We start from the raw sequence: 26,075 nt of genomic DNA on the forward strand, positions 1-26,075 counted from the left end.
GCCGCCATGTCCGACGCGCCCCGCGTCTTCGTGCTGGGCGCGGGCCGCGCGGGGACCGGCATCGCGCAGGCGGTGCGCGTGGCGGGGGGGGAGCTCGTCGGCCTGCACGGCCGCCGCGAGATCACGCTCGACGCGCCGCTGGGCGCGGTCACCGCGGGGCTGATCCCCGACACCGTCGCGCGCGCGACCATCGTCCTCGTGGCGGTGCAGGACCGCGCGCTGGAGGCCGCGCTCGCGGAGGTCGACGAGCGCGCCGCGGCGGGCGCGATCGCGCGCGGCACCGCGGTGCTGCAGGCCAGCGGCAGTGCGGAGCCCACGGGCTTCGACGCGCTGCGCGTCCGCGGGCTGACGTGCGGCACCTTCCATCCGCTCGTGCCGCTCGCGGTCGCGAGCCACGCGCCCGGCCTGCTGCGCGGCGCGTGGATCGGCGTCGACGGCGACCCCGAAGCCGAGCACGCGGGGCGCGCGCTGGCCGCGATGCTGGGCGCGCACACGCTCCGCATCCCGGGCGGGCAGAAGGGGCGCTACCACGCGGCCGCCGTGTTCGCGTCGAACTTCCCGATCGTGCTCGCCGCGATCGCCGAGCGGCTGCTGGCCCACGCGGGCGTGGAGGCGTCCGAGGCGCGCCCCGCCGTGCGGCATCTGCTGTCGTCCGCGGCGGTGAACCTCGCCCGCGGCGACGACGCCGCGCTCGCGCTCACGGGTCCGATCGTGCGCGGCGACGACACGACCGTGCGGCGTCACCTGGCCGCGCTGGCCGACGATCCGGGCGCCGACGCGGCCTACCGCGCGCTGGCGCGCGAGGCGGTGGCGCTGGCGCGCGCGGCGGGCGCGCCAGCGGATGGACTCGACGCCGTGGCCGCGCTGCTGATCGGCGGCTGAGCCGCCAGCGTCGTCAGCGCGAGCCGACGAGCGCCGAGCGGTCCACCACGCGCACGCCCTTCGGCACCTCGAACCTGAAGGTCGAGGCGGGCACGCTCGCGTTCAGCGTCCACGTCGTCATGCGCAGCGTGCGCACGAGACCGTTCGCGTCGGTGATCTCGACCTGCCGCACCGCGTCGTCGGCGTCGTCCACCCACACCTTCGCGCGCTCGATGGGCTGGCCGTCGACCTTCGGGACCAGCGTGACGACGCGCGTCGCGCGACCGCCCACCGTCGCCGCCGTGCCGCCCGTGACGGTGTAGCGCGTGCGCGGCGCCGTCAGCAGGTCGCCCAGCGCGTCCACGCCCGTGACGCCCTTGCCCTTCGCCGGCAGCTTGATGACCTGGTTCGGCGCCGCGCTCGGCATGTAGACCCAGAGCCAGGTGCCGTCGCCGATCACGCGGTCGCCCGAGGGCTGCGTGAAGCGCACCGCCACGCGGTTCGGCTGCGAGAGCAGGATCTCGCCCGAGGCCTTCGACTCGTTGCCCGTGACCGGGTTGTTGAGCGTCTGCTCGAACGTCGCGCGCACCGTCTTCGCCTTCGAGAAGGCGCGCGACGCCCGGTCGATCACGGATGCGGCCGTGGGCTCCTGGCGCGGCGCGCGAGGCGCGAAGGCGGTCAGCGCGGCGCCGAGCGGGAGGGCCGCGAGCGCGGCGAGGCGGACGGACACGGGCATCTATGCGGGCTCCTGCGGCGCGGGGCGCCGCGGTCGGGGCGAACGGCGTGGCGGACGGTCGCGTGACGTCCAAGCGAACGGGGAGCGGACCGTCCGGTCTGCTCCCCGTGTGCTACCCGATTCTCGCAACCAGCGTTCCGGTCAGCCGGCCCCGACCGTCTGGTGCGCCGGCGCCGGCGTGATCGTGCGGCCGATCGCCTCGGCGATGGTGCGGACCTCGCCCATCAGGCGCCCGAACTGCTCGGTGTAGAGCGTCTGCGCGCCGTCCGAGACCGCCTTGTCGGGCGTCGGATGCACCTCGATGATCAGCCCGTCGGCGCCCGCGGCGATCGCGGCGCGCGCCATCGGCGGCACGTGCTCGCGCACGCCCACGCCGTGGCTCGGGTCGGCGACGATCGGCAGGTGCGACAGCTTGTGCACGAGCGGGATCGCCGACAGGTCGAACAGGTTGCGCGTCGCCGTGTCGAAGCCGCGCACGCCGCGCTCGCAGAGGATGACGTGCGGGTTGCCGGCGGCCAGCACGTACTCCGCGGCCAGCAGCAGCTCCTGGATGGTCGCCGACATGCCGCGCTTCAGCAGCACCGGCTTCCTCAGGCGGCCGAGCACCTTGAGCAGCGAGAAGTTCTGCATGTTGCGCGCGCCGAGCTGGATGCAGTCGGCGTACTCGGCGACGAGGTTCGCGCCCTCCTCGTCCATCGCCTCGGTGACGATGGCGAGCCCCGTCTCCTCGCGCGCCTTGGCGAGCAGCTTGAGCCCCTCGAGGCCCATGCCCTGGAAGGAATACGGCGAGGAGCGCGGCTTGAACGCGCCGCCGCGCAGCGCGCTCGCACCGGCCGCGCGCACGGCGCGCGCGACGGCGAGGATCTGCGGCTCGCCTTCGACGGAGCAGGGGCCGGCGATGACGGGGACCTCGGTGCCGCCGAAGCGCACGCCCGGCGCGATCTCGACCACCGTGTTCTCGGGTCGCCACTCGCGCGAGACCTGCTTGTACGGCTTCGAGACGTAGATGACCTGGCCGACGCCCGCCATCCCGCTGATGTGCGAGCCGTCCACCTGGCCGTCGTTGCCGATCAGCCCGACCGCCGTGCGCTGCGCGCCCGGCATCGGAGCGGGCTGGAACCCCATCTCCCGGATCGCGTCGCACACGGCGTCGATCTGCGCCTGCGTCGCGTCCGACTGCATCACCACCAGCATTGCTACTCCTTGTCAGGGCGTGCGCGTGGCGCCGCGCGGCAGCGCCGCCACGTCCACGCTCCAGCCGTCGTGCGCGAGCACCGTCGGGCCGGTCCAGCGCGCGGCCACGATCGCGGCCACGTCCACGTGCTCCACGGGGGGATAGAAGTGCGTCAGGGCGAGCAGCCCGGGGCGCGCCGCCGCGGCCAGCTCGCCCACCTGCTCGGGCGTGAGGTGCGTCGGCACCGCCATGTCCGCCGGCAGCGAGCACTCCGCCAGCAGCACGTCGCAGCCGGCGGCCCAGTCGCCCAGCGCGCGGTCGGGCGCCGTGTCGCCCGTGTAGACGAGGCGCCGCCCGCCGTGCTCGACGGAATATGCCACACTCTCGGGCGTGTGTGGTACGGGGTGGCTGGCCAGCGTGACCCCCTCGGCCAGCGCGACGGGCGTGGCGGGCGTGAGCTCGACCACCTCGACCGGGAAGCCGGGCGCCAGCAGCGAGGGCCAGAGGGCGGCGGCATGGCGCGTCAGCAGGTCGCGCAGCCCCGGCGGCCCCACGAGCGTGATGGGCTCGGTGCGCGGCGCCAGCTGGCCGTAGCGCCACGCGACGATCAGCGTCGCGAGGTCGCTGACGTGGTCGGCGTGGAAGTGCGTGATCGCGACGTGGGTCAGCGTCTGCCACGCGAGCCCGAGCCCCGCCATGCGATGCACCACGCCGCTGCCGCAGTCGAGCAGCAGGCGCACGCCCGCGACCTCGACGAGGTGTCCCGCCTGTACGCGGGTCGCCGACGGCGCCGCCGTGCCCGTGCCGATCGTCGTCAGCCGCATGCGCGCCTCCGCTCGCTCACGGGCTCGTTCACCGGCCGCGGAAGACGACCTTCTTCACCGTCTCCACGCCCTGGGCCCGGAAGCGCAGCAAGTACACGCCCGCGGGCACCGTCTCGCCGCGATCGTCGCGCCCGTCCCACTCGAACGCGGGATCGCACCCGCGCCCGCTGCCGGGCACCTCGCGCCCGTAGCGGCGCGGCGCGAGCAGCTCGCCGAGGGCGGCGTTGGGGAGCAGGCGCCGCACGCGGACGCCGCGCAGCGTCCAGACGTCCAGCGACACGCGCGTCGGCTGCGCGATGTCGACCCAGATGCAGGTCGCGTCGCGCGCCGCGTTCGGGAACGGGTTGGGGAAGTTCTGGTAGACGATCGTCGCCGTCGGCACCACGAGGCTGTCGAGCACCGTGAACGTGCCCGGCGTGATGCTGAAGCTCTGGCCCGTGCGCGGCAGCCGCGCGGTGACGGTCCACGTGTAGCCGGCGTTCGTCTCCAGCTCCGCGCCCTCGGGGACCTGGAAGACGGTGTCGCGCGTCGAGCGCGAGACGACGCCGACGCCGAAGTTCGACACGTCGATCTGGTACTCCCACGGCCCCGGCGGCTCGGCCACCTGCGGGCTGCTCCACACGAAGCGCGGGCGCCGCGTGTAGACGATGGTGCCCGCGAAGCCCGACGGCTCCAGCGGCGTGACCCAGCGCGGCACGCGGCGCGGGCCACCGATCGGCGACGACGTCGCGAGGCCCGCGGGGTTGATGACGGTCGCGCGCCACCAGATGCGAACGCCGCCGTCGATCGCGCGCGTCGGCCGCACCGAGATGGTGCTGTCGCCGGTCGTGATGAGCGTGTCGAGCAGCGGCCGCGTGAAGCGCGGTGTCGTGTCGAGCTCGAAGCGGAAGCGCAGTGGGCCCGGGCCCGTCGCGACCGCCTGCAGCAGGAAGGTCGGCGTGACGGTCTGCAGCGAGTCGCCGCCCGCCGCCGGCGGGACGACCTGCACGCTCTGCGACTGCGCGCGCGCGACGCCGGCCGGCACGAGCAGCGCGGCCGCCGCCAGCGCGAAGAGCGCGCGCGCGACGACCGCGAGCCGGAGCGACCTGCGCCGCTCCCGTGCGAACGTGCGATGCACCGTGCGCGACCGCGCGGTCAGGTCGCCGCGGTCGCGGGCTCCGGCTCCGCGCCGTCGCTCTCCGCGTCCACCGCCGCATCCGCGGCTGCATCGGCCGGGGCCTCCGTCGGCCCCGCATCCACCTGCGGCCCGCCACGCAGCCGCACGCTCACCAGCGAGCTGACGCCCGGCTCCTGCATCGTCACGCCGTACACCGCGTCCGCCGCCTCGGTGGTGGTGCGCGGGTTGTGCGTGATGATGATGAACTGGGTCTTCGTCTTGAACTGGTTCAGCATCCGCACGTAGCGCCCGACGTTCTGGTCGTCGAGCGGCGCGTCCACCTCGTCCAGCAGGCAGAACGGGCTGGGCTTCGTGAGGAAGATGCCGAACAGCAGCGACAGCGCGACCAGCGCGCGCTCGCCGCTGGAGAGCAGGTGGATGCGCTGCGTGCGCTTGCCGCGCGGGCTGGCGTGGATCTCGATGTCGCAGTCGAGCGGCTGGTCGGGGTTCTCGAGGCGCAGGTCGCACTCGCCGCCGCCGAACAGCGTCATGAAGATCTGACGGAAGTTCTCGCGCGCCTGCGCGAACGTCGCCAGAAACAGCTCGCGCGCCGTCGTGTCGATCTCCTTGATGGCCTGCTGCAGCGACGCGCGCGCCTGCGCGAGGTCGGTGCGCTGCCCGGTGAGGAAGTCGAGGCGGCGGACCTCCTCCTCGTGCTCGTCGATCGCGAGTGGGTTCACGACGCCCAGCTGCTCCAGCTGCCCGCGCAGCTCGTCGAGCTCCGTGCGCAGAGTGTCCGCCTCCACGTCCACCGGCTCGAACGACGCCAGCAGGTCGTCGAGCGGGCGGCGCCACTCGGTCTCCAGCCGCTCGCGCAGCGCATCGCGCCGCCCCGCCAGCTGCGTGTGGCGCAGCGACGCGGTGTGGAACTCGTCGGCCAGCGCGCCGTTGCTGCGGCGCACGTCGGCCAGCGCCTGCTCGGCGGTGCGCAGCGCCTCGTCGGCGCCCTGCACGGCCTGCTCGGCGTCGGCGAGCCGCTCCTCGACGTCCTGCAGCTGCTGCCGCTTGGACTCGAGGTCGAGCGCCCACACCGACATCTGCTCGGCGAGCGCGCTGTCGGCCGTCGCCAGCGACGACAGCTCGCGCTGCAGCGACTCGAGGCGCTGCGCCTGCGTCTGGATCTCGTGCGACAGGCGGCGCTCGCGATCGACCGCGACCTGCAGGCGCGCCTGCGCCTGCGCCTGCTCCACCTGCCAGACGGTGCGCTCCTCGCGCGCGGTCTCGAGCTGGTGCTCGCTCTCGGCCAGCGCGCCGCGCGCGTCCGCGGCCTCCTGCTCGCGCGCCTCCGCCTGCGCCAGCGCCTCGCCCGCGCGCGCTTCCAGCACCCGCGCGCGTTCGGCCAGCTCGTCGACGCGCTGCGACAGGCGCGCGGCCAGCTGCTGCGCGTCGGCCAGCTCGCGATCGGCGCGCTGACGGCGGCGCTCGAGCTCCGCGCGCTGGTCGTCCGCGCGTCGCGCCTCCTGCTGCGCGACCGTCGACGCCTCGGCGGCGACGGCCTGCTGCGCCTCGGCGGCGGCCAGCGCGGCGCGCGCGCCCTCCAGCGCCTGCCGCGCCTCCTCACGTCGCGCGTCGCTCTGCTCCAGCTGCGCGCGCAGGTCGCTCAGCTCCGCGCGGCGGCGCAGCGGACCGGGGCCCGACGTCTGCCCGGGGAGCAGCATCGCGCCGCGCGCGTCCACGAACGCGCTGCCCTCGCCCAGCACCTCGACGCCGCCGAGGAGCGCGCGCACCCAGCTGCCGGCCGGCTCCGCGGCACGCACGCGCGCCGCGAGGCCCGTCGCGTCCACGGCCATGCCGTCGGGCGTCGTCGCGCTCGCGAAGGGCGACGTCGCGGGAATCGCGTCGGCCGGCAGGAGGAGCAGGGGACCGAGGTTCGCGGCCGCGTGCCAGCCGCGGATGCGGTCCGCGACGTCGCGGTCACGCACGACCACGGCGTGCACGGTTGCACCGAGGAAGCGCTCGACGAGCGCGGCCGCCTCGCTGCCCGCGGTCACGAAGTCCGACAGCGGCCCGAGCACCGCGCCGTCGCCGAACTGCTGGCGCTCCTTGAGCAGTCGCGCGGCGGCGGGCGCGAGGCCCACGCGGTCGCGCTCCAGCGCCTCGAGCCCGTTGATCTTGCCCTGGATCGACGTACGCATCTCGTCGGCGCGCGCGAGCTCCGCGCGCGCGCCCGCCTCGGCGTCGCGCGCCGCGCGCACCGCGAGCCGCGCCTCGTCCAGCTCGAACTGCGCCTGCGCCACCTGCTCGCGCGCCAGCTCCAGCGCCTCGGCGGCGGCGGCCATCTCGCGCTGCACGCTCTCCATGCGGTCGGCCAGCGCGGCGAGCTCGGTGTCGAGCGCCGCGCGCCGGAGCCCCACCTCCTGCTCCTCGCGCTGGGTCGCCTCGCGGTCGATCTCCAGGCGGCGCGCCTGCTCGCGCAGCTCGCGCGCGGCGCGCTCGGCCTGCTCCACGCGCTGGCGCGCGGACGCCACCGCGCGGCGCGTCTCCTCCTCCAGCGCTGCGCGCTCGGCCAGCTCCTGCGCCGCGCCCGAGAGCGTCTCCTCGCACTGCGCGCGCTCGGCGATCGCGCGCTCGCGCTCCTCCGCCACGCGCAGGCCGAGCGCCTCACCCTCCTTCTGCTCCTCCTCGGCGCGGCTGCGGCGCGACGTCGCGTTGCGCTGCCGCTCCTCGGCCACCGCGAGCTCGCCCTGCAGCTGCAGCACCGTCTGGCGCTCGGCGGCCACGATGCGCGCCAGCTCCGCGCGCTGCGCCTCGGCGTTGGCGCGCGTCTGCTGCGCCGTCTCGCGCGCGCGCTCGAACTCCGCGAGCGTCGCCTCGGCCTGCGGGTTCAGCAGCTGCAGCTCCGCCAGGCGCGCGTCGAGGCGCGCCAGCTCGTCCTTCCACTCCGCCATCTCGCGGCCGGCCAGCGTCAGCTCGACGTTGAAGCGGCGCGCGGTCAGCTCGGCGTGCCGCTCGGCGCGCTTGCGCTGGCGCGCGAGCGCGCGCGTCTGGCTCGCGACCTCGTTGATCAGGTCATCGAGGCGCGACAGGTCGACGCTCGTCTCCTCGAGGCGGCGCTCGGTGCTGCGGCGACGGTCGCGGTAGAGGCCCACGCCCGCCGCCTCCTCGAACAGCTCGCGCCGGTCGTCGGGACGGTCCGAGAGCAGCGCGTCGATCATCTTGCTCTCGATGACGACGCCGCTGTCCGCGCCCAGGCCCGTGCCGCGCATCAGGTCCTGGATGTCGCGCAGGCGGCACGCGGTGCGGTTCAGGAAGTACTCGCTCTCGCCCGAGCGCGACAGGCGCCGGGTGATGACGACCTCCTTGAACGGGACCGGAAGCGTGCCCTCGCGGTTGTCGAAGTGCAGCGAGACCTCGGCGACGTTCACCGGACGGCGCGCCGACGAGCCCTGGAAGATGACCTCGGTCATGCTCCCACCGCGCAGCATGCGCGCGCGCTGCTCGCCGAGCACCCAGCGGATGGCGTCGGAGACGTTCGACTTGCCGCAGCCGTTCGGTCCGACGATGGCCGTGGCGCCCTTGTCGAACTGCAGGAACGTGTGGTCGGCGAAGCTCTTGAAGCCCTGCAGCTCCAGCTTGGTCAGGCGCACTTACAGACTTCTCCCGGTTCGATAGACCAGCCGCGGCCGGATCCCCGCCGACTGAAGGGTACGGGCGTGGAACGCCGCCTCGTCCTGCGTGCGGAACGCGCCGGAGTACAGCGCCACGAGCCCGTTGCCGCGTGCGAGCGGATACGACGGGATGTCGCGGCGCTCCAGCTCCGCGATGCGGCGCGGCGCCTGCGCGGCGGGCACGCTGTCGGCGATGAGGAACGCGAACGGCGTGCGCTCCACGACGCCCGACTCGTCGCCCAGCACGCGGCGCGACGCGAGGCTGTCGCGCAGCGCCTCGGCCTCCTCGCGCGTGCGGAAGGCGCCCACGTACGCGTAGAACCACGGCCGGTTCTCGAGCAGCACGGGCGCGATCACCTGCGCCGGCAGCGTCGCGCGGTCGACGTTCGCGGGCAGCTGCACCGACGTCTCCGTGCTCGCCGAGTTGGTCTGCACGGTGTACATCGCGCGGTCCACCGTGTCGGCCGCGTTCTCGACGGCGAGGCTCGGCAGCGTGTCGGGCGGCGGCGGCGCGGCGGCCGCGCGTGCGGAGTCGGCCGCCGCGCGGCGCGCGGAGTCGCTCACCGCCGCGGCCATCCGCGGGCCCGCGTCGCCGCGCGCGCGCTGGCGCGCGAACAGCACGCCCGCGGCCACGAGCGCGAGCAGCGCGACCGCCGCGACGACATAGGCCGCGAGGCGGTTCGGCGGCGTGCGCGTGCCGTCGGCGATCGTCTCGGATTCCGCGGCGTCGGCGCGCGACTCGCGCGCCTCACGCACGTCGCGCGCGTCCTTCGCGCCGCCGATCGCGCGGCCCACCGACGGCCGCGGGCGGCGCGTGGGGGCGCCGACGACGGCGAGCGGCGGCGCGGCGTCCGGCAGCGCGCCCGAGGCGTCGCCCGCGAGCACGACGCCGTCCACCGACGTCGCGAGCGCGTCGAGCCCCGGCGTGTCCGCATGCGCGACCAGCAGCAGCAGCGCGCCCACCTCGCGGAAGCCGCTCGCGAGCCGGCGCCAGCGATCGCTGCGGAAGATCTCCTCGACCGCCACCGCCTCGCTGCCGCTCGGCAGCACGAAGAGGTTGCCCGCGGCGTCGGCGGGCCGCGCGATCTTGTTCAGCGAGACGCCGTAGAGGAAGCTGTCGGAGATGCCGTGCGGATCCTCGTCGCGGTCGACGAGCGCCTGCAGCGGCGCGACCTCGCCGACGAGGTCCGCGACCGCGACGCGGCGCTGCTCGGCCTGCGCGCGCGCGATGCCGAGGGCGACCCAGGCGGCGATCTCCGGATCACGGCCGACGACGAGCGCGGAGCCGACCGCGTCCAGGGCCGACGCGACGCGGCGCCCCTCGTCGTGCCAGACGGGGAGCGTACCGGCAGCGGATTCCGTCACGGCGCGCCCTCGTAGACCCAGAAGCGCATGCCGGTCGTCCGCGCGGCGCGCTCGGCGTCCGAGCGCGAGGCGAACGGCCCGCTGACGACGCGGTAGAAGCGGCGGCCGCCGCGCGTCGCCGGCACCACCCGCAGCGGGCGGCCCGGCAGCGTCACGCGGCGCACCACGGCGCGCGCCTCGCGCTCGTCGTCGGCGGCCGCGAACTGCACCGTGTAGCCCTCGCCGGGCGGGAGCGCGACCTCGCCGGGCGACGCGCCGTTCGGCGGCGGGACCGTGGGACGGGCGGGGCGGGGCACCGACGTCGTCTCGGGCGGCGTGGGGGCGGGCGTCGCGGTGTCGGGGGGCGGCGCGAGCGTGTCCGCGGGCATCGCGGTCGTGTCCGCGGCCGCGGTGTCCGCGGCGCTCTCGCCGCCGCCGAACGTCACCGGCTTGTCGAGCTCCGCGGAGCGCGGGCGGAAGCCGTTCCAGAGCACGACGTGCCAGAAGTCCGCGGCGCCCTTCGCGACCGTGTCGCGCGGCTGCAGCGATGCGCCGTCGAGGAGCGTGACGTCGTCGCCGGTGGCGGTCGCGATCGCGCCGTCGGGCATCACGAGGGGCAGGTCGTCGCGCCAGGCGCCGGCGACGCTGCCCACCACGCGGTCGGTGCCGACCGCCACGACCCAGGCCGAGTCGCCGCGCGCGGGGCGCGCCAGCAGGTAACGCCCGAGCGCGTCGATGCGCAGCTCGCGGACCTCGCCGGGCAGCGTGATCGTGCGCGCCACGGCGTCGCGGAAGCGGTCGACGACGGCCACCTCGCCCGAGCCCTCGAGCGCGACGTACATGCGGTCGCCGCTGGGCGTCGCGACGATCGCGCGCACCGGCCCGTCGAGCGAGACCGCCGGCACCGCGGCGAGGTCGCGGCTGCGGACGCCGTGCAGCTCCGAGCCGGCCGCGAAGTAGACACGCTCCGCGGAGCCGGTGCGCACCGCGCGCCCGCCGCCCGCGACCGTGGCCGAGTCGCCGATGCGCGTCGTGGGCGGGCGCAGGCGCCAGACGTAGCCCGTGCCGCCGCGGACGCCGGCCGCCAGGACGCTGCCGTCGCGCTGCGGGTACAGCTCCTGGGCCGGGACGCGGAGCGGGAGCTTCCACGCGTCGCCGCTGGGAGTCAGGCGCGTGACGCTGCCGTCGGCCGCGAGCCCGAAGAAGGTGCCGCCCTGGCCGGCCGCGAGCGCCGTCAGCGGCGTCTTGGACGCCGTGCGGACGGTGCCCAGCCGCAGGTCGATGCGCGTCGGCCGGCCGGCGGTGTCGATCACGGCCAGCATGCCGCTCTCGACGTCGAAGGCGAGGACGCGGGCGAGCGCGGGCGCGGGCTCGCTGGAGCGCCAGACGACCGAGTCGAGGCGCGGGAGTATCGCGGCCGTCACGCGCCCGCCGCTGCGCGGCACGCGGAGCAGCACGGGATCGGGCCCGCGGGAGGCTACGGTGGAGGCGCCGGGCTCGGAGGCGGGGGCGCGGTCGGAGCGACCGCAGGCGGCGAGCACTGACGCCGCCAGGAGGATGACGGGCGGGCGCACGGCGACAAAGCTAGGGGCCGGCGGGAGTTACGGGAACCCCGGGAGCGTGACGTACCCCTCAACGCTCGACGCTCCACGCTCGACGCTGTCCCCGTCCCGAGGGCGGAGCGAGCGGCGAGCGTGGAGCGTCGAGCGGCGAGCGTGCCGGCAGGTCAGAACGACGGCCCGAAGAACCAGGTCCCGAACGGCTTCCGGTTCGGCGAGTCGAGCGGCCACGCGTAGTCCCAGCGCAGGATCGCGAAGCCGAACAGGTTGAAGCGGATGCCGTAGCCGTAGCTGCGCAGCGGGTAGCGCTGGGTGAACAGGTTGTACTCGGCCGGCCGCTTGAGCGAGACGGTCTGCGACTGGCCGCCCGGCGGCGCGTTGCCCGTCCACGCCACGCCCGCGTCGTAGAACACCAGCGCGTCCACCGGCGGCAGCGCGATCGGCAGCACGCCCAGGTCGAAGCGGCGGATCAGCGGAAAGCGCAGCTCGGCGTTGAACATCGCCAGGCGGCTGCCGAACAGCCGCGCGGCCCCGCAGGCGCTCTCGATCACCGACGGATCGGTGCCCGGCGGCGGGGCGCCGCAGCCCTCCGCGTAGTTCTCGCGGTTGTAGCCGCGGATGAAGTCCGGGCGGCCGAGGTACTTGTTCCACTGGTACTCGTCGCGGCCGGCGGTGATGCTGGCGAACGCGCGCGTCGAGACCGTGAGGAAGTTGAACAGGATCGGATCGTAGCGCCGGTAGTCGAGCAGGTAGTCGACCCACCGCCACGTGCCGAGCTGCGGCTCGACCTGGAAGCGCAGGCGGGAGCCCATGATCGGCGCCGTGTAGCCGAACAGGGCGTTGTCGCGCACGAAGGCGAACGACGGTGCGACCATCGACGCCGACGCGATGCGCCGCGAGTTGCCGCGCACGATGTCGACGATGTTCCCGCCCTGATCGTAGATCGTGTTGATCGGGAGCGTGGAGCTCGTGATGTTCGTCAGCCGCGCGCCGGCCTCGATGCGCGTGAAGCGGTCGAACGGGTAGAGCGCGCGCCAGAACGCGTCGCGCCACGTCTGCCGGACGAAGTTGTCCTCGACCGCCGCCAGCCCGCCGCCCACGTCCTGGATGCTGCCCTGGCCGCTGTAGTAGTAGACGGGGAATTGCGAGATGCCCGTCGTGTACTGCAGCCGGCGCGCGAGGTTCGTGTAGCCCACGAACACCTGCGCGTCGGAGATCTGCCCGTTCACCGCGGCGCTGATCGCGAGCTGCTGGTTGCCCAGCAGGTCGCCGAGCACGATGGTCGTGCCGCCGTAGAGCTGCTGGCCGTAGTTGGCGTTGGTGCCGACACCGACCTGCGGCTGCGAGATGTACTCGGGCTGGAAGCCGGCCTTGTAGCGCGTGTCCTTGAAGCGCGCCGTGTCGGGGAGCGAGAGCGCGGCGCTGTCGAGCATCGCGCTGACGCTCAGCGGCGCGGCACCCGTGCCGGCGCCCGCGGGGAGCGCCTCGGACAGGCGGAAGGTCGCCGCCGGCGTGCGGTAGAGCGAGCGGCTCTCGGGCGTCGTGTCGGCAGCCGGCGCCTGGGCCTGCGCGACCGTCGGCGTGCCCGCGGCCGCGACGCCCGGCGTGGCGCCCGGCGCACCCGGCACGCCGCCGGCAATCGTCGGCGTGACGGCGCGCTCGCGGAACGGCTGCTTCTTCAGCAGGCGCGGGTTGCGGATCGACCAGACGTTGTTGGTGCCCTTCTCGTAGTAGACGAAGGCCAGCAGGTCGGCCTGGTGGGCCCAGCTGATCGCGGGCGAGAACTCGGTCTGCGAGTTCACCGCGCCGACGACGTTCGTGAGCTGGTAGTGCTCCTTCGCGTCGAGGTCGTACAGGAACAGGTTCGCCGTCCCCGTGCGATCGGAGACGAAGATCAGCGACCGGCCGTCCGGCGCCCACTGCGGGTTGATGTTGAGGCCCGCCTGGCCCGGGATCTCGGTGACGGTGTTCGCCGCCAGGTCGTAGAGCGACACCTTCCAGCGGCCCAGCCGCAGCACCTCGAAGTCGGTGTCGCGGTCGCTGGCGAAGGCGATCGTCTTGCCGTCGGGCGACCACGACGGCTGCATGTCGCCGTAGCGGTCCTTCGTCAGCTGCCGCAGGCCGGTGCCGTCGGCGTTGATCAGGTAGAGGTCCGTGATGCCGCCGACGTTGCCGGTGATGACCAGCTGCCGCCCATCGGGCGACCAGCTGGGGCTCAGCACCTGCTCGATGCCGGGGATGTCGATGAGCCGGATCGTCTCGCGCTTGCGGACGTCGAGGATGTAGAGCACGTCCTTGCCGCGGCGCTGCGCCGTGTAGGCGAGGAAGCGGCCGTCCGGCGAGAAGCTCGACTGCGAGTAGAGCTGGCGCAGCTCCTCGACGTCGGAGTTCGTCGTGCTCTTGACCAGGCGCTTGATGCGCTTGCCGGTCTGCGCGTCGGCCAGGTACAGGTCGGGGAAGACCTCGCCGCGCAGGAAGTTGCCGTACGAGATGAACGCGATCTGCTTGCCGTCGGGCGACAGCGCGGGCGCGATGTAGAGGTCCGCGATGCCGCCGGTCCGCCGCTGCGTCAGCATCGGCTGCGCGAACTTGCGCGCGCGGTCGAGCTCCGCGATGCGCGGCAGGTGCTTGAGCTGCATCGCCTCCTTCCACTCGTCCGAGAGCTCGTCGAGGGAGAGGCCCAGCTCGCGCTTGAACGCGCGCTCGATGCCGAGGTTCGGCACCGCGTTCATGATCTCGCCGATGGCCTGGTCGCCCCAGCGCTGCCCGACGTACTGCCAGAGCGAGAAGCCGTAGCGGTACGGGAAGAACTGGTCGGGGCGCTCGGTCATCTCCCGGATGCTCGGGAGATTCCCGTTGATCGCCGCGTCGCGCACCCAGGCGTCGGTCTGCGGGTGGTCGTAGCCGAGCGAGAAGAACTCGGCCATGCCCTCCATGTACCAGAGCGGCGGGTTGACCTGCGCCAGCGTCTGGAGGTTCGCGCCCGCGCGGCCGCGCGAGAAGATGTCGAACTGGAACGCGTGCACCATCTCGTGCATCAGCACGTGCTCGAACGACCGGTAGTCGCCCGTGAACGGCTGCGCCATGCGCTGGCGGAGCGGGTCGGTGACGCCGCCCGTGCCCTCGCCCAGGTCGCCGAAGACGTTGCTCTGCGCGAAGTCGCCGCGGCTCGCGAACAGGATGATCGGCTTCTTCTCGCGGAACTGGTGCTGCATCAGCCGCGACAGCCGCGCGTACGAGCGCTCCGCCATGCGGGCGGCGTCGTAGGCGGCCTCCTTCTCCACCGGGTAGTAGTGGAGGAGGAAGTGCTCGGTCTCGAGCACGCGCCAGTTCAGGCGGTCGTACTGGACCAGGTTCTGGCCGAAATACAGCTGCGCCCCGGCCGGCACGCTCGTGAGCGTGCTGGCCAGGGCGGCGACGGCGAGCGGCGCGGCGCAGGCGGTGGCGCAGGCCATCGCGCGCCGCACCACGCGGGCGGCAGTGCGCGTGGCTGCGGCGCGGACCCGGTTCCCGAGTGTCACGGTGCCCCCTGGGGTGCCGGGGCGCCTGCCCCGGCGGTCTGGTCGAGCGGGACCTCCCGCGCGTCGCTCCACAGCCGCTCGAGCTGGTAGAACGTGCGGAGAGTGGGGTGGAACACGTGGACCACGAAGTCCACGAAGTCGAGCAGCGCCCACCGGCCCTGCGTGAGCCCTTCCACGTGGTGCACCGACACCCCCTCCTTCTTCAACTCCGCGATCACGTGCTCGGCCACCGCGCGCACGTGCGTGTCCGAGGTGCCGCTGGCGACCACGAAGAAGTCGGTCATGTCGGTGACGCCCTTCAGGTCGAGGAGCATCACGTCGTTGGCCTTCAGGTCGAGGGCCAGCAGGGCAGCACGGCGGGCCGCCGCGGCGGCCGGGAGCTTCGAGGTCGTCGCCATCTCGGATCGAAGGGGCTGTAGCGGGCAGAACCGCCGGGCTTACCCGGGGCTTCGGGCAATGTTCCGGTCGGGCCAGGGGCGCGCAAGCGGCAGGCGAACCACGCCTGCACCACGCGTGTTCGCGCGGCGGCGACGACGCCGCGCCGGTGCTCCTCGGGAGAACACCGACGCGCGCACCGTCCCTACCGGACGCCGCACGCCACTGGCGAACGATGCAAGACGGGGGCGAGCGTCGATGTCGACGCGCGCCCCCGCCGGACGTGCTGGTCGGGCAGATCATGCGCGACGCCGCGGCCGGAGCCGCGGCGCGCGACTCACTGCTTGATGACCCAGACCTTACCGTCGGTCGAGTTCTGCAACTCCGCGTGTACTTGTAACTAAGTCCGACTTCGATCTCCTCAGGCAGTACTATCTCAGTGCGGCGTAGACACTTACACGACGATGGTTCGCACGCGGCGTCACCAGCGGCGAGCGCTGTCCTGCGGCAGCGAAAGTTGAGGTAATCAGTAGGAGGGCTCGCCCGTCCAGCAGCCCCTCAAGTCTGTGTCCGAGCAGGCCCGTCCAGCCTGTCAGTGCTCGCGGGGCAAGTCCGTCCAACTTGCTCCGCCCGCCGCTTGGATCCGCCAAGTACAATTCAATCAACAAGTTCCGTCCCGAAAACCGATCTGATCAGAGAATGGCTCAGGACCCGGCGTTTGTGTCGCGGCGCATGGCCGCCGTCCGGTCAACAAACAACGCCGCGGAGGTAGCTCTCCGGAAAGCGCTGCACCGTCTCGGTCTGCGATACAGACTCTACGATTCAGCGCTTCCCGGAAGACCGGATATCGTTTTTGCCTCTGCCCGCGTTGCCGTGTTTGTGGACGGCGACTACTGGCACGGTAGAGTGCTGGTGGAGCAGGGGAGCCGGGCGTTTCGCCGGAGCATAGGTCCGACGAATCGCGCCTACTGGCTCGTCAAGATTCGCAGAAACGTGGCGCGTGACGCCGAGCACGCCGCGGTGTTGCGGGCTGCTGGTTGGCGGGTGATTCGGCTATGGGAGAAGGACGTCAAGGCCGACGTAGAGCGATACGCGCACAGGATTGCCCGGATTGTTCGCCGCCGGACGCCTTCAGCCCGTTAGTGATCCTTAGGCTGCTGCCGATCCGCCCACCCGCTCAGGACTTCAAGGATGAGGTCGTTTAGCGACCGATTGCTCTGGCGGGCGGCGTCCAGAAGTCGCTTGTGGAGGGGGTCCGGCAATCGAAGTACGAACCGGTGGTGGTCACCGAGCTTCGGAGGCCGTCCGCGAGGGCGCTTCTCAGTCACGGCGCACCTGCCGCGGGTTGACCGCCACGGGAATTTGTGATATCATTTATTCCCGCGATGAGCGGTCGGGCTCGACAAGTCGATACCTGGTGCTGCGAATCACTCTCAGTTCTCTCGGATTCGTTTCGTCCTCGAATTCCATGAAAAGGATCACCCCATCCGCGAACAGCTTGATCGTCAGGGGACGGACCGGATGACCGGGAAAGCTCGTTCGCGCGTAGAGGATCTGCATCGCGATCTGAGCGCGATTGGTCGGCTCGTCCTTAGCCTTCGCCTCGACCGGGACGACCGTGATCGGCTCGTCGGCGTCGAGCGGTGTTGAGACGTGGACGTCATCCACCTCTGCCTGACCGACGCCCTCAACGCTCTTTCGCACGTGACCCTTGAAGTGGAACGCGCGCTGACCGAGAAAGCGGGAAATCAGATCGTTGTAGCGGATGACCGAGAGAAGTCCCTGCTCGTCGATGTCCCCGAATTCAACGCCCAGCATCCGTCGAACCGGCGCGGGCGTCCGGTCGATGATCTCCTCGACATCACAGTCCGGGTAGTCGATAAGCGTGCTCTCTCCGACTTCCAGGAGGTACTTTCCGCGCGCGACCGGACGAAGAATGCGGAAGCCTAGCTCCTCGATTTCGGGCGGAATCTTCGTGCGTGACTTCATCCTGTAGACAACATCCGCGGGGTTCGCCGCTTCGATCCCGAGATCGTCGCACGCTTCCCGAATGTCCTGCATGGTGAACTCGATGCTCTGCTTCCCCCGCCGGTAGTACTTCTTGAAGATCCAGCGAAGCACCGGGACGTAAACCTTGGACTGTCGCCCGTGCGATTGGAGCGATCTCCCCATCGCAGTCTCAGTTAAGTTGGAAAATGCGGAACGGTTCTTCGGCTGATCCAGTCGCCATCGAGTTGTTCGCTGGTTGCGGAGGGCTGTCCACGGGCGTTCTTGACGCGGGATTCCGCGTCGCGCTCGGGACGGACTACTACGCTCCGACCATGCGGACCTATGCGTATAACCATGAGTACCGGGGCTCCCGCGCCCTGACGGCGGACGCCCGTGCCCTTACGGGAGCGTCGCTGATGGAGGCCGCGGGCCTAGCTGGCCGGCGACCGGCATTGCTCGCCGGTGGTCCACCGTGCCAGCCATTCAGCGTCATTGGGAAGCGGCAGGGCCTCGCTGATCCCCGCGGCGATCTGGTCTTGGAGTATGTCCGGTTGCTCCGGGAGCTTCAGCCCGACGGGTTCATCTTCGAGAACGTCGCTCACCTCGAAACGGTGGCCGAGGGCGTAGTCCTCGACCGGATTCTCTCCGAGTTGACGGACGCCGGCTACGCCAGCAGACACGCCGTCCTCAGCGCGGCTGAGTTCGGCGTGCCGCAGATGAGAAAGCGCTTATTCATCGTGGGCGCAAGGGGCAAGAAGGCGCCGCCCTTCCCACCGATGCCCACGCATGGCGATCTCGCGCTCCTCGGTCAATCGCCCTTGGTGACCTGCAGGGATGCCCTCGACGACCTGCCGGACGTGGAGTCGCCGGAAGCGGCGCTGATCCCCAACCACGAACCGACGCATCACAGCCCGGCCATGTTGGATGCCTTCCGGGCACTCGAACCGGGGAGGCGGGACAAGAAGTCGCATCACGACCGGCTTCACCCGGACCGTCCGGGCTACACTCTGCGCGCTGGAACGGGGAACTTCTCGCCCTTACGCCCGGTGCATTACCGCTATGACCGGGTGATCTCCGTCCGTGAATCTGCACGGCTTCAGAGCTTCGCCGACTCGTTCATCTGGCCACACGACGTTCCGAGGCTTCAGCAGTATCGACAGGTCGGAAACGCAGTCCCCCCGAAACTTGCCGCTGCGGTCGTCCGCCATCTCGCCGCGTTCTTCGGCTGGACCGCCGACGCCGAAGTCACAAAGGGAGACGAGCGCCTTCGAGATCCCTTCGTTCCCGCGTGCGCAAAGCAACGGGCGGAGGAAAGACGGTCGCGCATTCGAGGTGCTTCGCTCGGTCGACCGTAGGGAGTGGCGCTCCACGCTCAGGCGCCACCCAGCGACGAACTCTGTCGAAATCACGGGAGGTTGCCGGCAATGGCGCGACGAAAGGCGTTAGTGAGAAGGCGCGTAACGGGAATCACCGTCTACATCGGAGTGGCTAATCCGTTCGCGGAAGGCGGCCCGCTTCACGGGTTCACCCCCTCGCCCGAAATGGATGGCGGACGTGGCGCCGCCAAGCAGGTGCGACGCGCTTTCAACCTCTCAGTCAACGCGACTCAACAGTACCGGGCGGGCCGCCTTCCGGATGGCAGGATTGCACTCGTCGCGCCCGGCGAACCTCCGGAGCGATTTGCTATCGACTGCTGCGTGCGTCGCCAGTACAAGCTAAGGCACGCGTACCCCATCGAGCCGCTTCCCGAGGAGCAAGCAAGGGCGATACTACATCGACTGTACCGAGGAGTGGATTGGAATGACGTCCTTGATCGTGTCGAGGCGGAAAAGAACCACTCGATTCCTCAACGGTCGGTCCGCGGAAGTCTCAAATGAAAAGCGGGGTGAGTGGCGTTGAAGCCACTCACCCCGCTGATCTTGTCGACGTCATGCGCCGGGTTAGGGCGCGATGGTGCGTTTCCGTCGGCTAGCTCTCGCGACGAGGCGGATCTCCAACCTGTTCGCTTCGAGTGTAGTGAGCCGCGAGCTTCATCATGAGAACGTACCAGCCGTTCTGTGAGAGCCGAAGCCGGTCGTGTGGATCGCACTTGGAACAATGGCCCGCTAGCCAGTCCGTCGACACCGGTCCTGCGTACGAAAAGTTCACGTACTGCTCCGACATCCCCTCGACGGACGGCAGGTAGAAGATGTTCGAGTACCGATTCTCCCTGAGCGCCTGCCCTTTGCTCGTTCGCTGACCTTGCGAGAGATCGTCTAGAAACGACGAGACAGTGAACACCGGCGCGACCGTCGCGACGGGCTTGTTGCGCCCCGGCACTGCATCGCACGAGGTCGACAAGAGCATTACAGGGCCGTCGATCACTACGATGTCACCGGCCCCGTCGACGTAGGCCACGGAGGCATCCGGCAAGACATCACCTTGCCACGGCTCTTGGTCGGCGAAGTTGAGATCGTACAGCCAGTCCGCAGATCCGAACGCGTACTGCTGGATCGCTGCGATGACCTCGGGTCCCGGAGCAGGGCGAAACTGCGCTGCTGCTGAGGGAAGATCGATGTTGTCACCAGTCGGCTGCGTCGGCGCCATCGGGTTCAGGGCAAACGCTGGCCACCTGCGGAGTTCACTCTCCGAACGGCTGCTGCCCGACGTCCTTGTCTCTCGACCGCGGACGTGAACGCCCGCCAGTCTTCCGCATCCGGCTCGACCATCTCACCAAGATTTACGGAGAGGATGGCCGCACGGTCCCACGGGGATGACCAGTCGTAAGCCGGGGAAACGAGAACCTGATGTACGGTTGGCGTGTGGGAGAGAACGAGCGGCGCTGATACCTGAAGCCAGTCTAGAATTGACCGCGCCTCACCACTGCGCGCCTCCTGCACGTATGCCCACGACGGGCTCCAAGCAGCCGGTGCTACAGTCGCTGCGCTCATCTTGCGTTTGCCTCGGCTGGCAAGGGATTGAAACTCCTGAGAACCGACTCGTGAATGACGCTTCCGAAGACTCGATGCACCGCTTCGTGGAGGTGATCCGCGAGTGTCTCCACATTCGGAGTGGCAGCCTCGGACCTGACCTGCATCAACTCGTCTACGTCGAGCACCAACTCTCCGCCGCCAGTCGCGGTAGCGCGCGCTTGCATCGAGACTACCTCGCGGAGATTTCCGTACTCTGTCCCGCTGGTGCGCTCGACCCGAAATGCGAACGGGTTCCGTTCGTCCATCAACGCCATCGGTACAATGCCGCTCTCCGCGCGAACGAAGTCGCCTAACCGGAAACTCCCGGGGTCAATCGGCACTACGTCGATGTAGCGGACTCCGACTTCTTGGAGCGGTCCGGGGCTCGTTATTGACTCGTACGCTTGAAGCGCCCACAACGCGGTGTCGCGCAGGAAGTCCCAACCCGGATGCCCACCGGCGATCTGCTTGGGCAGCACACTCACCCCAACTGTCTCCGGAGATGCTGAGACAACGACTCCGCCGTCCTCACGAATGAACCGCTTTACCTCCGGTGCCGGAGTAAACTGAACGCCCTGTCCCGGCTGGAAGGTGAGAGAGGCGCCTTCGAGCGTGTCCACGCGAGGGAAGCCTTTCAGGGCCAAGTGCAGCTTGCCGAAGTACACTGAATCCCACGACCGGGGGGCGCGGGCGAACCTGAACCCCAACACGGCTTCGAGCAGTGGTGGGTTCTCGTAACGCGGCGTGGGCGCACTTGGCGTCATTCGGCGGGAATATGGTGTCGGACTCAGCAGGCACAAGTCAGCCGCCGGCCCTCACGTCCATGAGTCCTACGGCGGTGGCTATCCTGCGGTTTGAGGCTCCCGCAGGGGCAGCGGGGCATCGCCGTTTATTGGGAAGTACACCGTCAAGGATCGGCACTTTAACTGGCCGCCTTCGCATCACATCCCGCAAAAAGTACTCAGCGGTCCGAGATAGCTTCCGAAAAACACCGGGGTACGAGGCTGATTGGCCTCGTACCCCGGCATGGCAAACACTAGTTCCCCTGCGTGACGTGACGACTGTCCGGTCGTTTTCAGTATGGGGAGATATTGTTTGTTTACTGTTTGATCACCCAAACTTTGATCTCGGGCTTCACGTCCGCGTGCAGCTTGACCGGCACGCGGTAGACGCCGAGCGCCTTGATCGGCTCGTGCAGGTCGATCTGGCGACGCTCGATCGTGAAGCCCTGGGCGGCCAGCTGGTCGGCGATGTCCTGCGTGGTGACGGAGCCGAACAGCTTGCCCTCCTCGCCGACGCGCGCCGCGAAGGTGATCGACACCTCCTCGAGCTTCTTGGCGACCTCCTCGGCCGCGCCGCGGCGCTGGCTCTCGGCCGCCTCCAGGCGCGCCTTCTCCTGCGAGATGCGCTTCTTGTTCCCCTCGGTCGCCTGGTAGGCGACCCCGCGCGGGAGCAGGTAGTTGCGGGCGTAGCCGTTGGAGACGGTCACGACGTCCCCGGGGTGCCCCAGGTTCTCGACCGCCTGCCGCAGAATGACTTCCATCGGGTCCTCCTTGTCGGGCCGCGCCAGCGCCCGGGTGTCCCGGGGGCGCGCGGCGCGAGTAGAGAGCTCTAGCGAGCTATGAAGAGACGAAGACGTACGTCGAGTTCGATCGTTCAAGCCGTCGGGCGCGGCCGCCGGTTGCGCCAGTCCTGCCACGTGTCGCCCAGCCCCAGGAGCAGCGCGATCACGCCGAGCGTGCCGGCGAGCAGCGTCACCCCCATGACGGGGAGCAGCAGCGCGACGCCCAGCGCGGCGAGCGCGGCCCACTTCTCGGGCGCCCACCACCGCAGGACGCCCAGCCCCCGCAGCGCGTACAGCGCGCCGAAGAAGGCCAGCAGGTTCGCCCCGACCACCCGCAGCGCGGCGAGCGACGGCACGAGCAGCATCGCCGCCCCGGCCACCACGCCCCACACCAGCTGGTCGTTGAACCGGAACGTCCGGAGCGCCCCCAGCGGGGGGCCCAGCCGCGTCCGGCTCAGGCGATGGTACAGCGCCCAGGCGAGCGCCAGCGCCGCCAGCGATTCCAGCGCGACCAGCGCCGGCGTCAGCATCGCCGCGTACTGCGGCAGCGCCTCCAGCCCGGCGGCGGTCCCGTCGGCCCGCTCGGCCAGCTCCGGGGAGCGGGCCGCGACGGACTGCCAGCCATCGTCCGCGGCGTGGTCGCGCCAGGCGTCGAGCGACGCCGACGCGCGGCGCTGGTACTCGGTGGTCATCACCCGGGAGAGGCGCCCCGGATCGCGGTCGGTCGCGAACAGCACGACCAGCGCGACCCCGAGGGCCAGCCCGAGCGACGACAGCGCGCGCGAGAAGAACGCGCGCCCCGGCGCCACGATGCCGACGATGCCGAACGACGCGGCCACCAGCAGCGCCCACCCGCGGGCGAGCGAGGGGTAGCTCGGTGCCTGCACCGGCAGCGGGGCCATCACGACCCACGCCGCCAGGGCGAGCCAGGCGAGCAGAAGGTAGATCCGCCCGCCGGCCCACCAGCCCACCGCCGCGCACGCCGCGAGCGCCGGCACCACGAGCAGCATGGTCTGCTCGATGGGCAGCGCGACCCGCACGAACGCCGCGATCAGGCCGGCCGCCGCCGGCCAGAGCGGAGCCGCCGCGAGCGCGAGGCAGGCGAGGAGGGCGACGACCGTCCGCCCCCACCCCCGCTCGCGCGCCGCCGGCGAGATGCCCCGCTCGGCCGCCGCCATCTTAGCTCTGCGACCCCTTGGTGTAGGGGATCAGGGCGAGGTAGCGGGCCTTCTTGATGGCCTTGGCGAGCTGGCGCTGGTGACGCGCCGTGGCGCCCGTGAGGCGGCCCGGCAGCACCTTGCCCGTCTCCGTGATGAAGCGCGAGAGCAGGCGGTCGTCCTTGTAGTCGACGAAGCGGATGCGCGCCTCGGCGAACGGATCGGTCTTCTTGGGGCGGCGCATGGTTATTCCTCGTCGTCGTCGTCGTCGTCGTCCTTCTTGCGGGCGGCCAGCTCCTCTTCCGTCATCGGCGGGGCGCCGAGCTCGCGCTCGTGCAGCGAGATCAGGTAGCGCAGCACGCCCTCGTCGAGCTTGAGCGCGCGCTCGAACTCGGGGAGCACCGTGACGTCATCGAGCGTGAACTGCGCGATGATGTAGTAGCCGTTCTCACGCTTCGCGATCGGATACGCGAGCTGGCGGCGGCCCCAGTGCTCGAGCGTGATGTCGCCGGTGGCGCTCAGCAGCCCGTGGTGCTTCTGGAGCTTGTCGGCGATCTGCTGGTCTTCCAGCGCCGAGTCGAAGATGTAGACCGCCTCGTACGTGCGAGACGTGGCCTTCGTGTTGGGCACGAGTGGCAATCCTCCCTGTGGTCGGGCCCGGACCGCGGCCAGGGGCCGCGCGCCGGACGTCGCGTGTGCCGCCCCCCACTGGTTGCCGGAGTGGGAGGAGGGGTGTGAAGGCCCCGGCGCTGGCCGGGGCCGTTGTGAGCAGCCTCGAAACCTATCCGCGACCGTCACTTACGGCAACGGGCACCCGAGACGCGCGCGGCGCGAAGCAGCCGGGGCGTCGCGCTCGTACTATCCAGGGTGTCGCCGCGCGCCGTCCGGACGCGTGGCCGCTCCAACCCGATCCTCCGTCCATCTCGTGAAGCGCTCCCGCGCCGTTCCGCTCACGCTCGTCGCCTCCGCCTCCTCGCTCGCCGCCTGCAGCCAGCAGGAGGCGCTGCAGTGCGTGGAGCGCGGCACCAACCGGGTCGTGGCCGAGTCGCTCTGCACCGCGACCAACGCCCCGACCGCCACCACGCCGGCGACCGATTCCGGACGCGTCGTCCGGCAGTCGGGCGGCATCCCGCCGGTCTTCCTCTGGTACTACGGCGGGCGGCTGGCGAGCGGGCTGATGACCGGCGGCGGCTACGCGCCCCTGGCCGGCCGGCGCTATCGCTCGCCCGGCGGGCTGGCGTTCCGCACGGGGCAGGGGTGGTCGCGCGCCCGCAGCGTCGGCGCGCCGTCCGGATCGAGCGCGGGGCGCAGCCGTGGCACCGGCACCGTGCGCGGCGGCTTCGGCAGCATCGGGGCGGGCCGCAGCATGGGCGGCTGAGCGATGCGCCGCGAGGGGAGCGCGCGGCGCCCCGACTGGCAGGCGCGCGTCGAGGAGATCGGGCTGCCGCACCACACCTCGGCCGATGGCGCGACGTACTGGGACGAGTCGCGCGCCTACGTGCTGTCGATGGACGAGGTGGACGTGCTGGAGGAGGCGACGCAGGAGCTCCACCGGCTGTGCGTCCAGGCGGCCGGCCACGTGATCCAGAAGGGGCGCTGGGACGAGCTGGCCATCCCGCGCGCCGCGGTCCCGCTCATCGAGGCCTCGTGGGCAGCGGCCGAGCCGACACTGTACGGCCGGTTCGACCTCGCCTACGACGGCCGTGGAGCGCCGCGGCTGCTGGAGTACAACGCCGACACGCCCACGTCGCTCGTCGAGGCGGCCGTCGCGCAGTGGTACTGGCTGCAGGACGTCGCGCCGGGCGCGGACCAGTTCAACTCGATCCACGAGCGCCTGGTCGCTGCCTGGCGCGCGCTCATGCTCGGTCCGGGCGAGGGGGCGCCGCGCGGCGCGCCGCCGCTCGTGCACTTCGCCGCCACCGCCGATCCCGAGGACCAGGCGACGGTCGCCTACCTGCGCGACACCGCCGAGCAGGCTGGGCTGGCCACGCACCCGCTGCTGATGGAGGAGATCGGCTGGGACGACCGCCGCGCGCGCTTCGTCGACCTGGACGAGCGGCCGATCGACGCGGCGTTCAAGCTGTACCCGTGGGAGTGGATGGCCCGTGAGGGCTTCGCCGAGCAGCTGGCCGCGGCCGCGCGCCGCACGCGGTGGATCGAGCCGGCCTGGAAGATGGTCCTCAGCAACAAGGGGATCCTGGCGATCCTCTGGGAGCTGTTCCCGGACCACCCGAACCTGCTCCCCGCCTACTTCGACGCGGCGCTGCTGGAGGCCTATGCGCGCAAGCCGCTGCTGTCGCGCGAGGGGGCGAACGTGTCGCTCGTCCTGTTCGGCGAGACGGTGGCCGAGTCGCGCGGCGACTACGGCGACGAGGGGTGGGTCTACCAGGCGCTGGCGCCGCTGCCGACGTTCGACGGCGCGAGCGCGGTCATCGGGAGCTGGGTGGTCGGCGGGCAGGCGGCCGGGATCGGGATCCGCGAGTCGGACGGCCCCATCACCGGCAACACGAGCCGCTTCGTGCCGCACCGCATCGGGTAGGAGGGGCGGCCGGTCGACCCGCGGCGCGTGGGGTGTCCGCCGGCAGGCGGCGCGGCGTGGGGCGTGCGCCACATGGTGCGCAGGTGCCCCGGTGAGTTATCATGTTCGTCATCTCGGCGCCGTCTCCTGAGGCGCCCCCCTCTGCCGGGACCCTGGTCCGCCCGCCGATGCCCGCGATTCTCCGCCAGCAGCTCCGCCGCTTCCTGCAGCAGGACGACGGCGCGACGCTCACCGAGTACGCCCTGCTCGTCGCCATGATCGCCGTCGCCGTCGTCGTCGGCGTGAACCGCCTGGGCGGCGCCTCGAGCGACAAGATGAACACGGCCGGCAGCGCGATGACGGCCAGCGCGGGCACCGCCGACGCTGGTGGCAGCGGCGGAACGGGCGGCAGCCAGACCGGTGGCAATCCCAGCGGCGGCAATCCCAGCGGCGGGAACCCCAGCGGTGGCAATCCGGGCGGTGGCAATCCGGGCGGTGGCAATCCGGGCGGCGGCAATCCCGGCGGCGGCAATCCGGGCGGCGGCAACCCGGGCGGCGGGAACCCGAACCGGTAGCCGATCGCTCCGGCACCGACGGATGCCGGACGTGGCGACCAGAGAGGCCCGACGGGCGTTGCCCGTCGGGCCTTCGACGTTCTCGGGCGGGAGTCGGCGCGTCTCCCCAGCCGGAACGTCTGTGTTCAGCTTCGGCGGACAGGCGCCGACACTCGCGGGGGCA

23 protein-coding genes are annotated in these 26,075 nt (G+C 71.5%); 6 read left to right on the forward strand and 17 right to left on the reverse strand.

The window, feature by feature from the left end; all coding sequences use genetic code 11:
* The first annotated feature begins 6 nt into the window (after positions 1-6).
* The gene (locus rosag_RS14145) at positions 7-882 is read left to right on the forward strand and encodes a Rossmann-like and DUF2520 domain-containing protein (protein ID WP_284350794.1); all 876 of its coding nucleotides are present in this window, start codon (positions 7-9) and stop codon (positions 880-882) included.
* A gap of 13 nt (positions 883-895) precedes the next feature.
* Here rosag_RS14145 and rosag_RS14150 read toward each other — a convergent pair whose 3' ends face one another.
* The 9 genes from rosag_RS14150 to rsfS form a co-directional block, all read right to left on the reverse strand.
* Positions 896-1,597 carry a LolA family protein gene (locus rosag_RS14150; protein ID WP_284350795.1) on the reverse strand — a complete coding sequence of 234 codons (702 nt, stop codon included), beginning with the start codon at positions 1,595-1,597 and terminating at the stop codon, positions 896-898.
* Positions 1,598-1,738: 141 nt separating this feature from the next.
* On the reverse strand, positions 1,739-2,791 hold the full coding sequence (gene aroF / locus rosag_RS14155) for a 3-deoxy-7-phosphoheptulonate synthase (RefSeq protein WP_284350796.1): 1,053 nt from the start codon (positions 2,789-2,791) through the stop codon (positions 1,739-1,741).
* Positions 2,792-2,803: 12 nt separating this feature from the next.
* Positions 2,804-3,595 carry an MBL fold metallo-hydrolase gene (locus rosag_RS14160; protein WP_284350797.1) on the reverse strand — a complete coding sequence of 264 codons (792 nt, stop codon included), beginning with the start codon at positions 3,593-3,595 and terminating at the stop codon, positions 2,804-2,806.
* A 28-nt stretch (positions 3,596-3,623) separates the two neighbouring features.
* Positions 3,624-4,712: a hypothetical protein gene (locus rosag_RS14165; protein ID WP_284350798.1), complete on the reverse strand. Its 1,089-nt coding sequence runs from the start codon at positions 4,710-4,712 to the stop codon at positions 3,624-3,626.
* Positions 4,713-4,729: 17 nt separating this feature from the next.
* On the reverse strand, positions 4,730-8,338 hold the full coding sequence (gene smc, locus rosag_RS14170; protein ID WP_284350799.1) for a chromosome segregation protein SMC: 3,609 nt from the start codon (positions 8,336-8,338) through the stop codon (positions 4,730-4,732).
* On the reverse strand, positions 8,339-9,724 hold the full coding sequence (locus tag rosag_RS14175; RefSeq protein WP_284350800.1) for a hypothetical protein: 1,386 nt from the start codon (positions 9,722-9,724) through the stop codon (positions 8,339-8,341).
* Positions 9,721-11,277, reverse strand: a complete 1,557-nt coding sequence (locus rosag_RS14180) for an SPOR domain-containing protein (RefSeq protein WP_284350801.1) — start codon at positions 11,275-11,277, stop codon at positions 9,721-9,723. The genes rosag_RS14175 and rosag_RS14180 overlap by 4 nt, the downstream gene beginning before the upstream one ends.
* Before the next feature lie 152 nt (positions 11,278-11,429).
* Positions 11,430-14,717: a hypothetical protein gene (locus tag rosag_RS14185; protein ID WP_284350802.1), complete on the reverse strand. Its 3,288-nt coding sequence runs from the start codon at positions 14,715-14,717 to the stop codon at positions 11,430-11,432.
* Positions 14,718-14,779: 62 nt separating this feature from the next.
* Positions 14,780-15,181, reverse strand: a complete 402-nt coding sequence (gene rsfS, locus rosag_RS14190; RefSeq protein WP_284350803.1) for a ribosome silencing factor — start codon at positions 15,179-15,181, stop codon at positions 14,780-14,782.
* Positions 15,182-15,857: 676 nt separating this feature from the next.
* Between rsfS and rosag_RS25420 the strand changes: the two genes are divergently transcribed.
* Entirely contained in the window at positions 15,858-16,301 is a 444-nt protein-coding gene (locus rosag_RS25420) for a very short patch repair endonuclease (RefSeq protein WP_345784840.1), read from the forward strand.
* On the opposite strand, the gene rosag_RS25470 is transcribed toward rosag_RS25420, so the two are convergent.
* Complete coding sequence (locus rosag_RS25470; protein ID WP_425607507.1) at positions 16,298-16,486, reverse strand: toxin-antitoxin system HicB family antitoxin; 189 nt, start codon at positions 16,484-16,486, stop codon at positions 16,298-16,300. The two genes, rosag_RS25420 and rosag_RS25470, sit on opposite strands and share 4 nt — an antisense overlap.
* A 46-nt stretch (positions 16,487-16,532) precedes the next feature.
* A complete protein-coding gene (locus tag rosag_RS14195; protein WP_284350804.1) occupies positions 16,533-17,330 on the reverse strand; it encodes a hypothetical protein in 798 nt (265 codons plus the stop codon).
* 23 nt (positions 17,331-17,353) lie between these two features.
* Here rosag_RS14195 and rosag_RS14200 point away from each other — a divergent pair, with 23 nt between their 5' ends.
* Positions 17,354-18,502, forward strand: a complete 1,149-nt coding sequence (locus tag rosag_RS14200; protein WP_284350805.1) for a DNA cytosine methyltransferase — start codon at positions 17,354-17,356, stop codon at positions 18,500-18,502.
* Positions 18,503-19,115: 613 nt separating this feature from the next.
* Here the strand turns inward: rosag_RS14200 and rosag_RS14205 are convergent.
* The 6 genes from rosag_RS14205 to rpsF all read right to left on the reverse strand — a co-directional run bounded on the left by rosag_RS14205 (position 19,116) and on the right by rpsF (position 23,449).
* On the reverse strand, positions 19,116-19,733 hold the full coding sequence (locus tag rosag_RS14205; protein ID WP_284350806.1) for a hypothetical protein: 618 nt from the start codon (positions 19,731-19,733) through the stop codon (positions 19,116-19,118).
* A gap of 340 nt (positions 19,734-20,073) precedes the next feature.
* On the reverse strand, positions 20,074-20,862 hold the full coding sequence (locus tag rosag_RS14210; protein ID WP_284350807.1) for a TIGR04255 family protein: 789 nt from the start codon (positions 20,860-20,862) through the stop codon (positions 20,074-20,076).
* Between the two features lie 335 nt (positions 20,863-21,197).
* Positions 21,198-21,641, reverse strand: a complete 444-nt coding sequence (gene rplI, locus rosag_RS14215) for a 50S ribosomal protein L9 (protein ID WP_284350808.1) — start codon at positions 21,639-21,641, stop codon at positions 21,198-21,200.
* 113 nt (positions 21,642-21,754) lie between these two features.
* A complete protein-coding gene (locus tag rosag_RS14220) occupies positions 21,755-22,840 on the reverse strand; it encodes a DUF2232 domain-containing protein (RefSeq protein WP_284350809.1) in 1,086 nt (361 codons plus the stop codon).
* Between the two features lies 1 nt (position 22,841).
* Positions 22,842-23,063 carry a 30S ribosomal protein S18 gene (gene rpsR / locus rosag_RS14225; RefSeq protein WP_275833894.1) on the reverse strand — a complete coding sequence of 74 codons (222 nt, stop codon included), beginning with the start codon at positions 23,061-23,063 and terminating at the stop codon, positions 22,842-22,844.
* A 2-nt stretch (positions 23,064-23,065) separates the two neighbouring features.
* Positions 23,066-23,449 (reverse strand): 30S ribosomal protein S6, encoded by a 384-nt coding sequence (rpsF, locus tag rosag_RS14230; protein ID WP_284350810.1) that lies wholly within the window; start codon positions 23,447-23,449, stop codon positions 23,066-23,068.
* Positions 23,450-23,744: 295 nt separating this feature from the next.
* Here rpsF and rosag_RS14235 point away from each other — a divergent pair, with 295 nt between their 5' ends.
* The 3 genes from rosag_RS14235 (at position 23,745) to rosag_RS14245 (ending at position 25,912) form a co-directional block, all read left to right on the forward strand.
* Entirely contained in the window at positions 23,745-24,197 is a 453-nt protein-coding gene (locus rosag_RS14235; RefSeq protein WP_284350811.1) for a hypothetical protein, read from the forward strand.
* Between the two features lie 3 nt (positions 24,198-24,200).
* Positions 24,201-25,358: a glutathionylspermidine synthase family protein gene (locus tag rosag_RS14240; RefSeq protein WP_284350812.1), complete on the forward strand. Its 1,158-nt coding sequence runs from the start codon at positions 24,201-24,203 to the stop codon at positions 25,356-25,358.
* A 167-nt stretch (positions 25,359-25,525) separates the two neighbouring features.
* A complete protein-coding gene (locus tag rosag_RS14245) occupies positions 25,526-25,912 on the forward strand; it encodes a Flp family type IVb pilin (RefSeq protein ID WP_284350813.1) in 387 nt (128 codons plus the stop codon).
* Positions 25,913-26,075 lie beyond the last annotated feature (163 nt).

Source organism: Roseisolibacter agri (assembly GCF_030159095.1).
In the GTDB taxonomy this organism is placed as follows: Bacteria; Gemmatimonadota; Gemmatimonadetes; order Gemmatimonadales; family Gemmatimonadaceae; genus Roseisolibacter; species Roseisolibacter agri.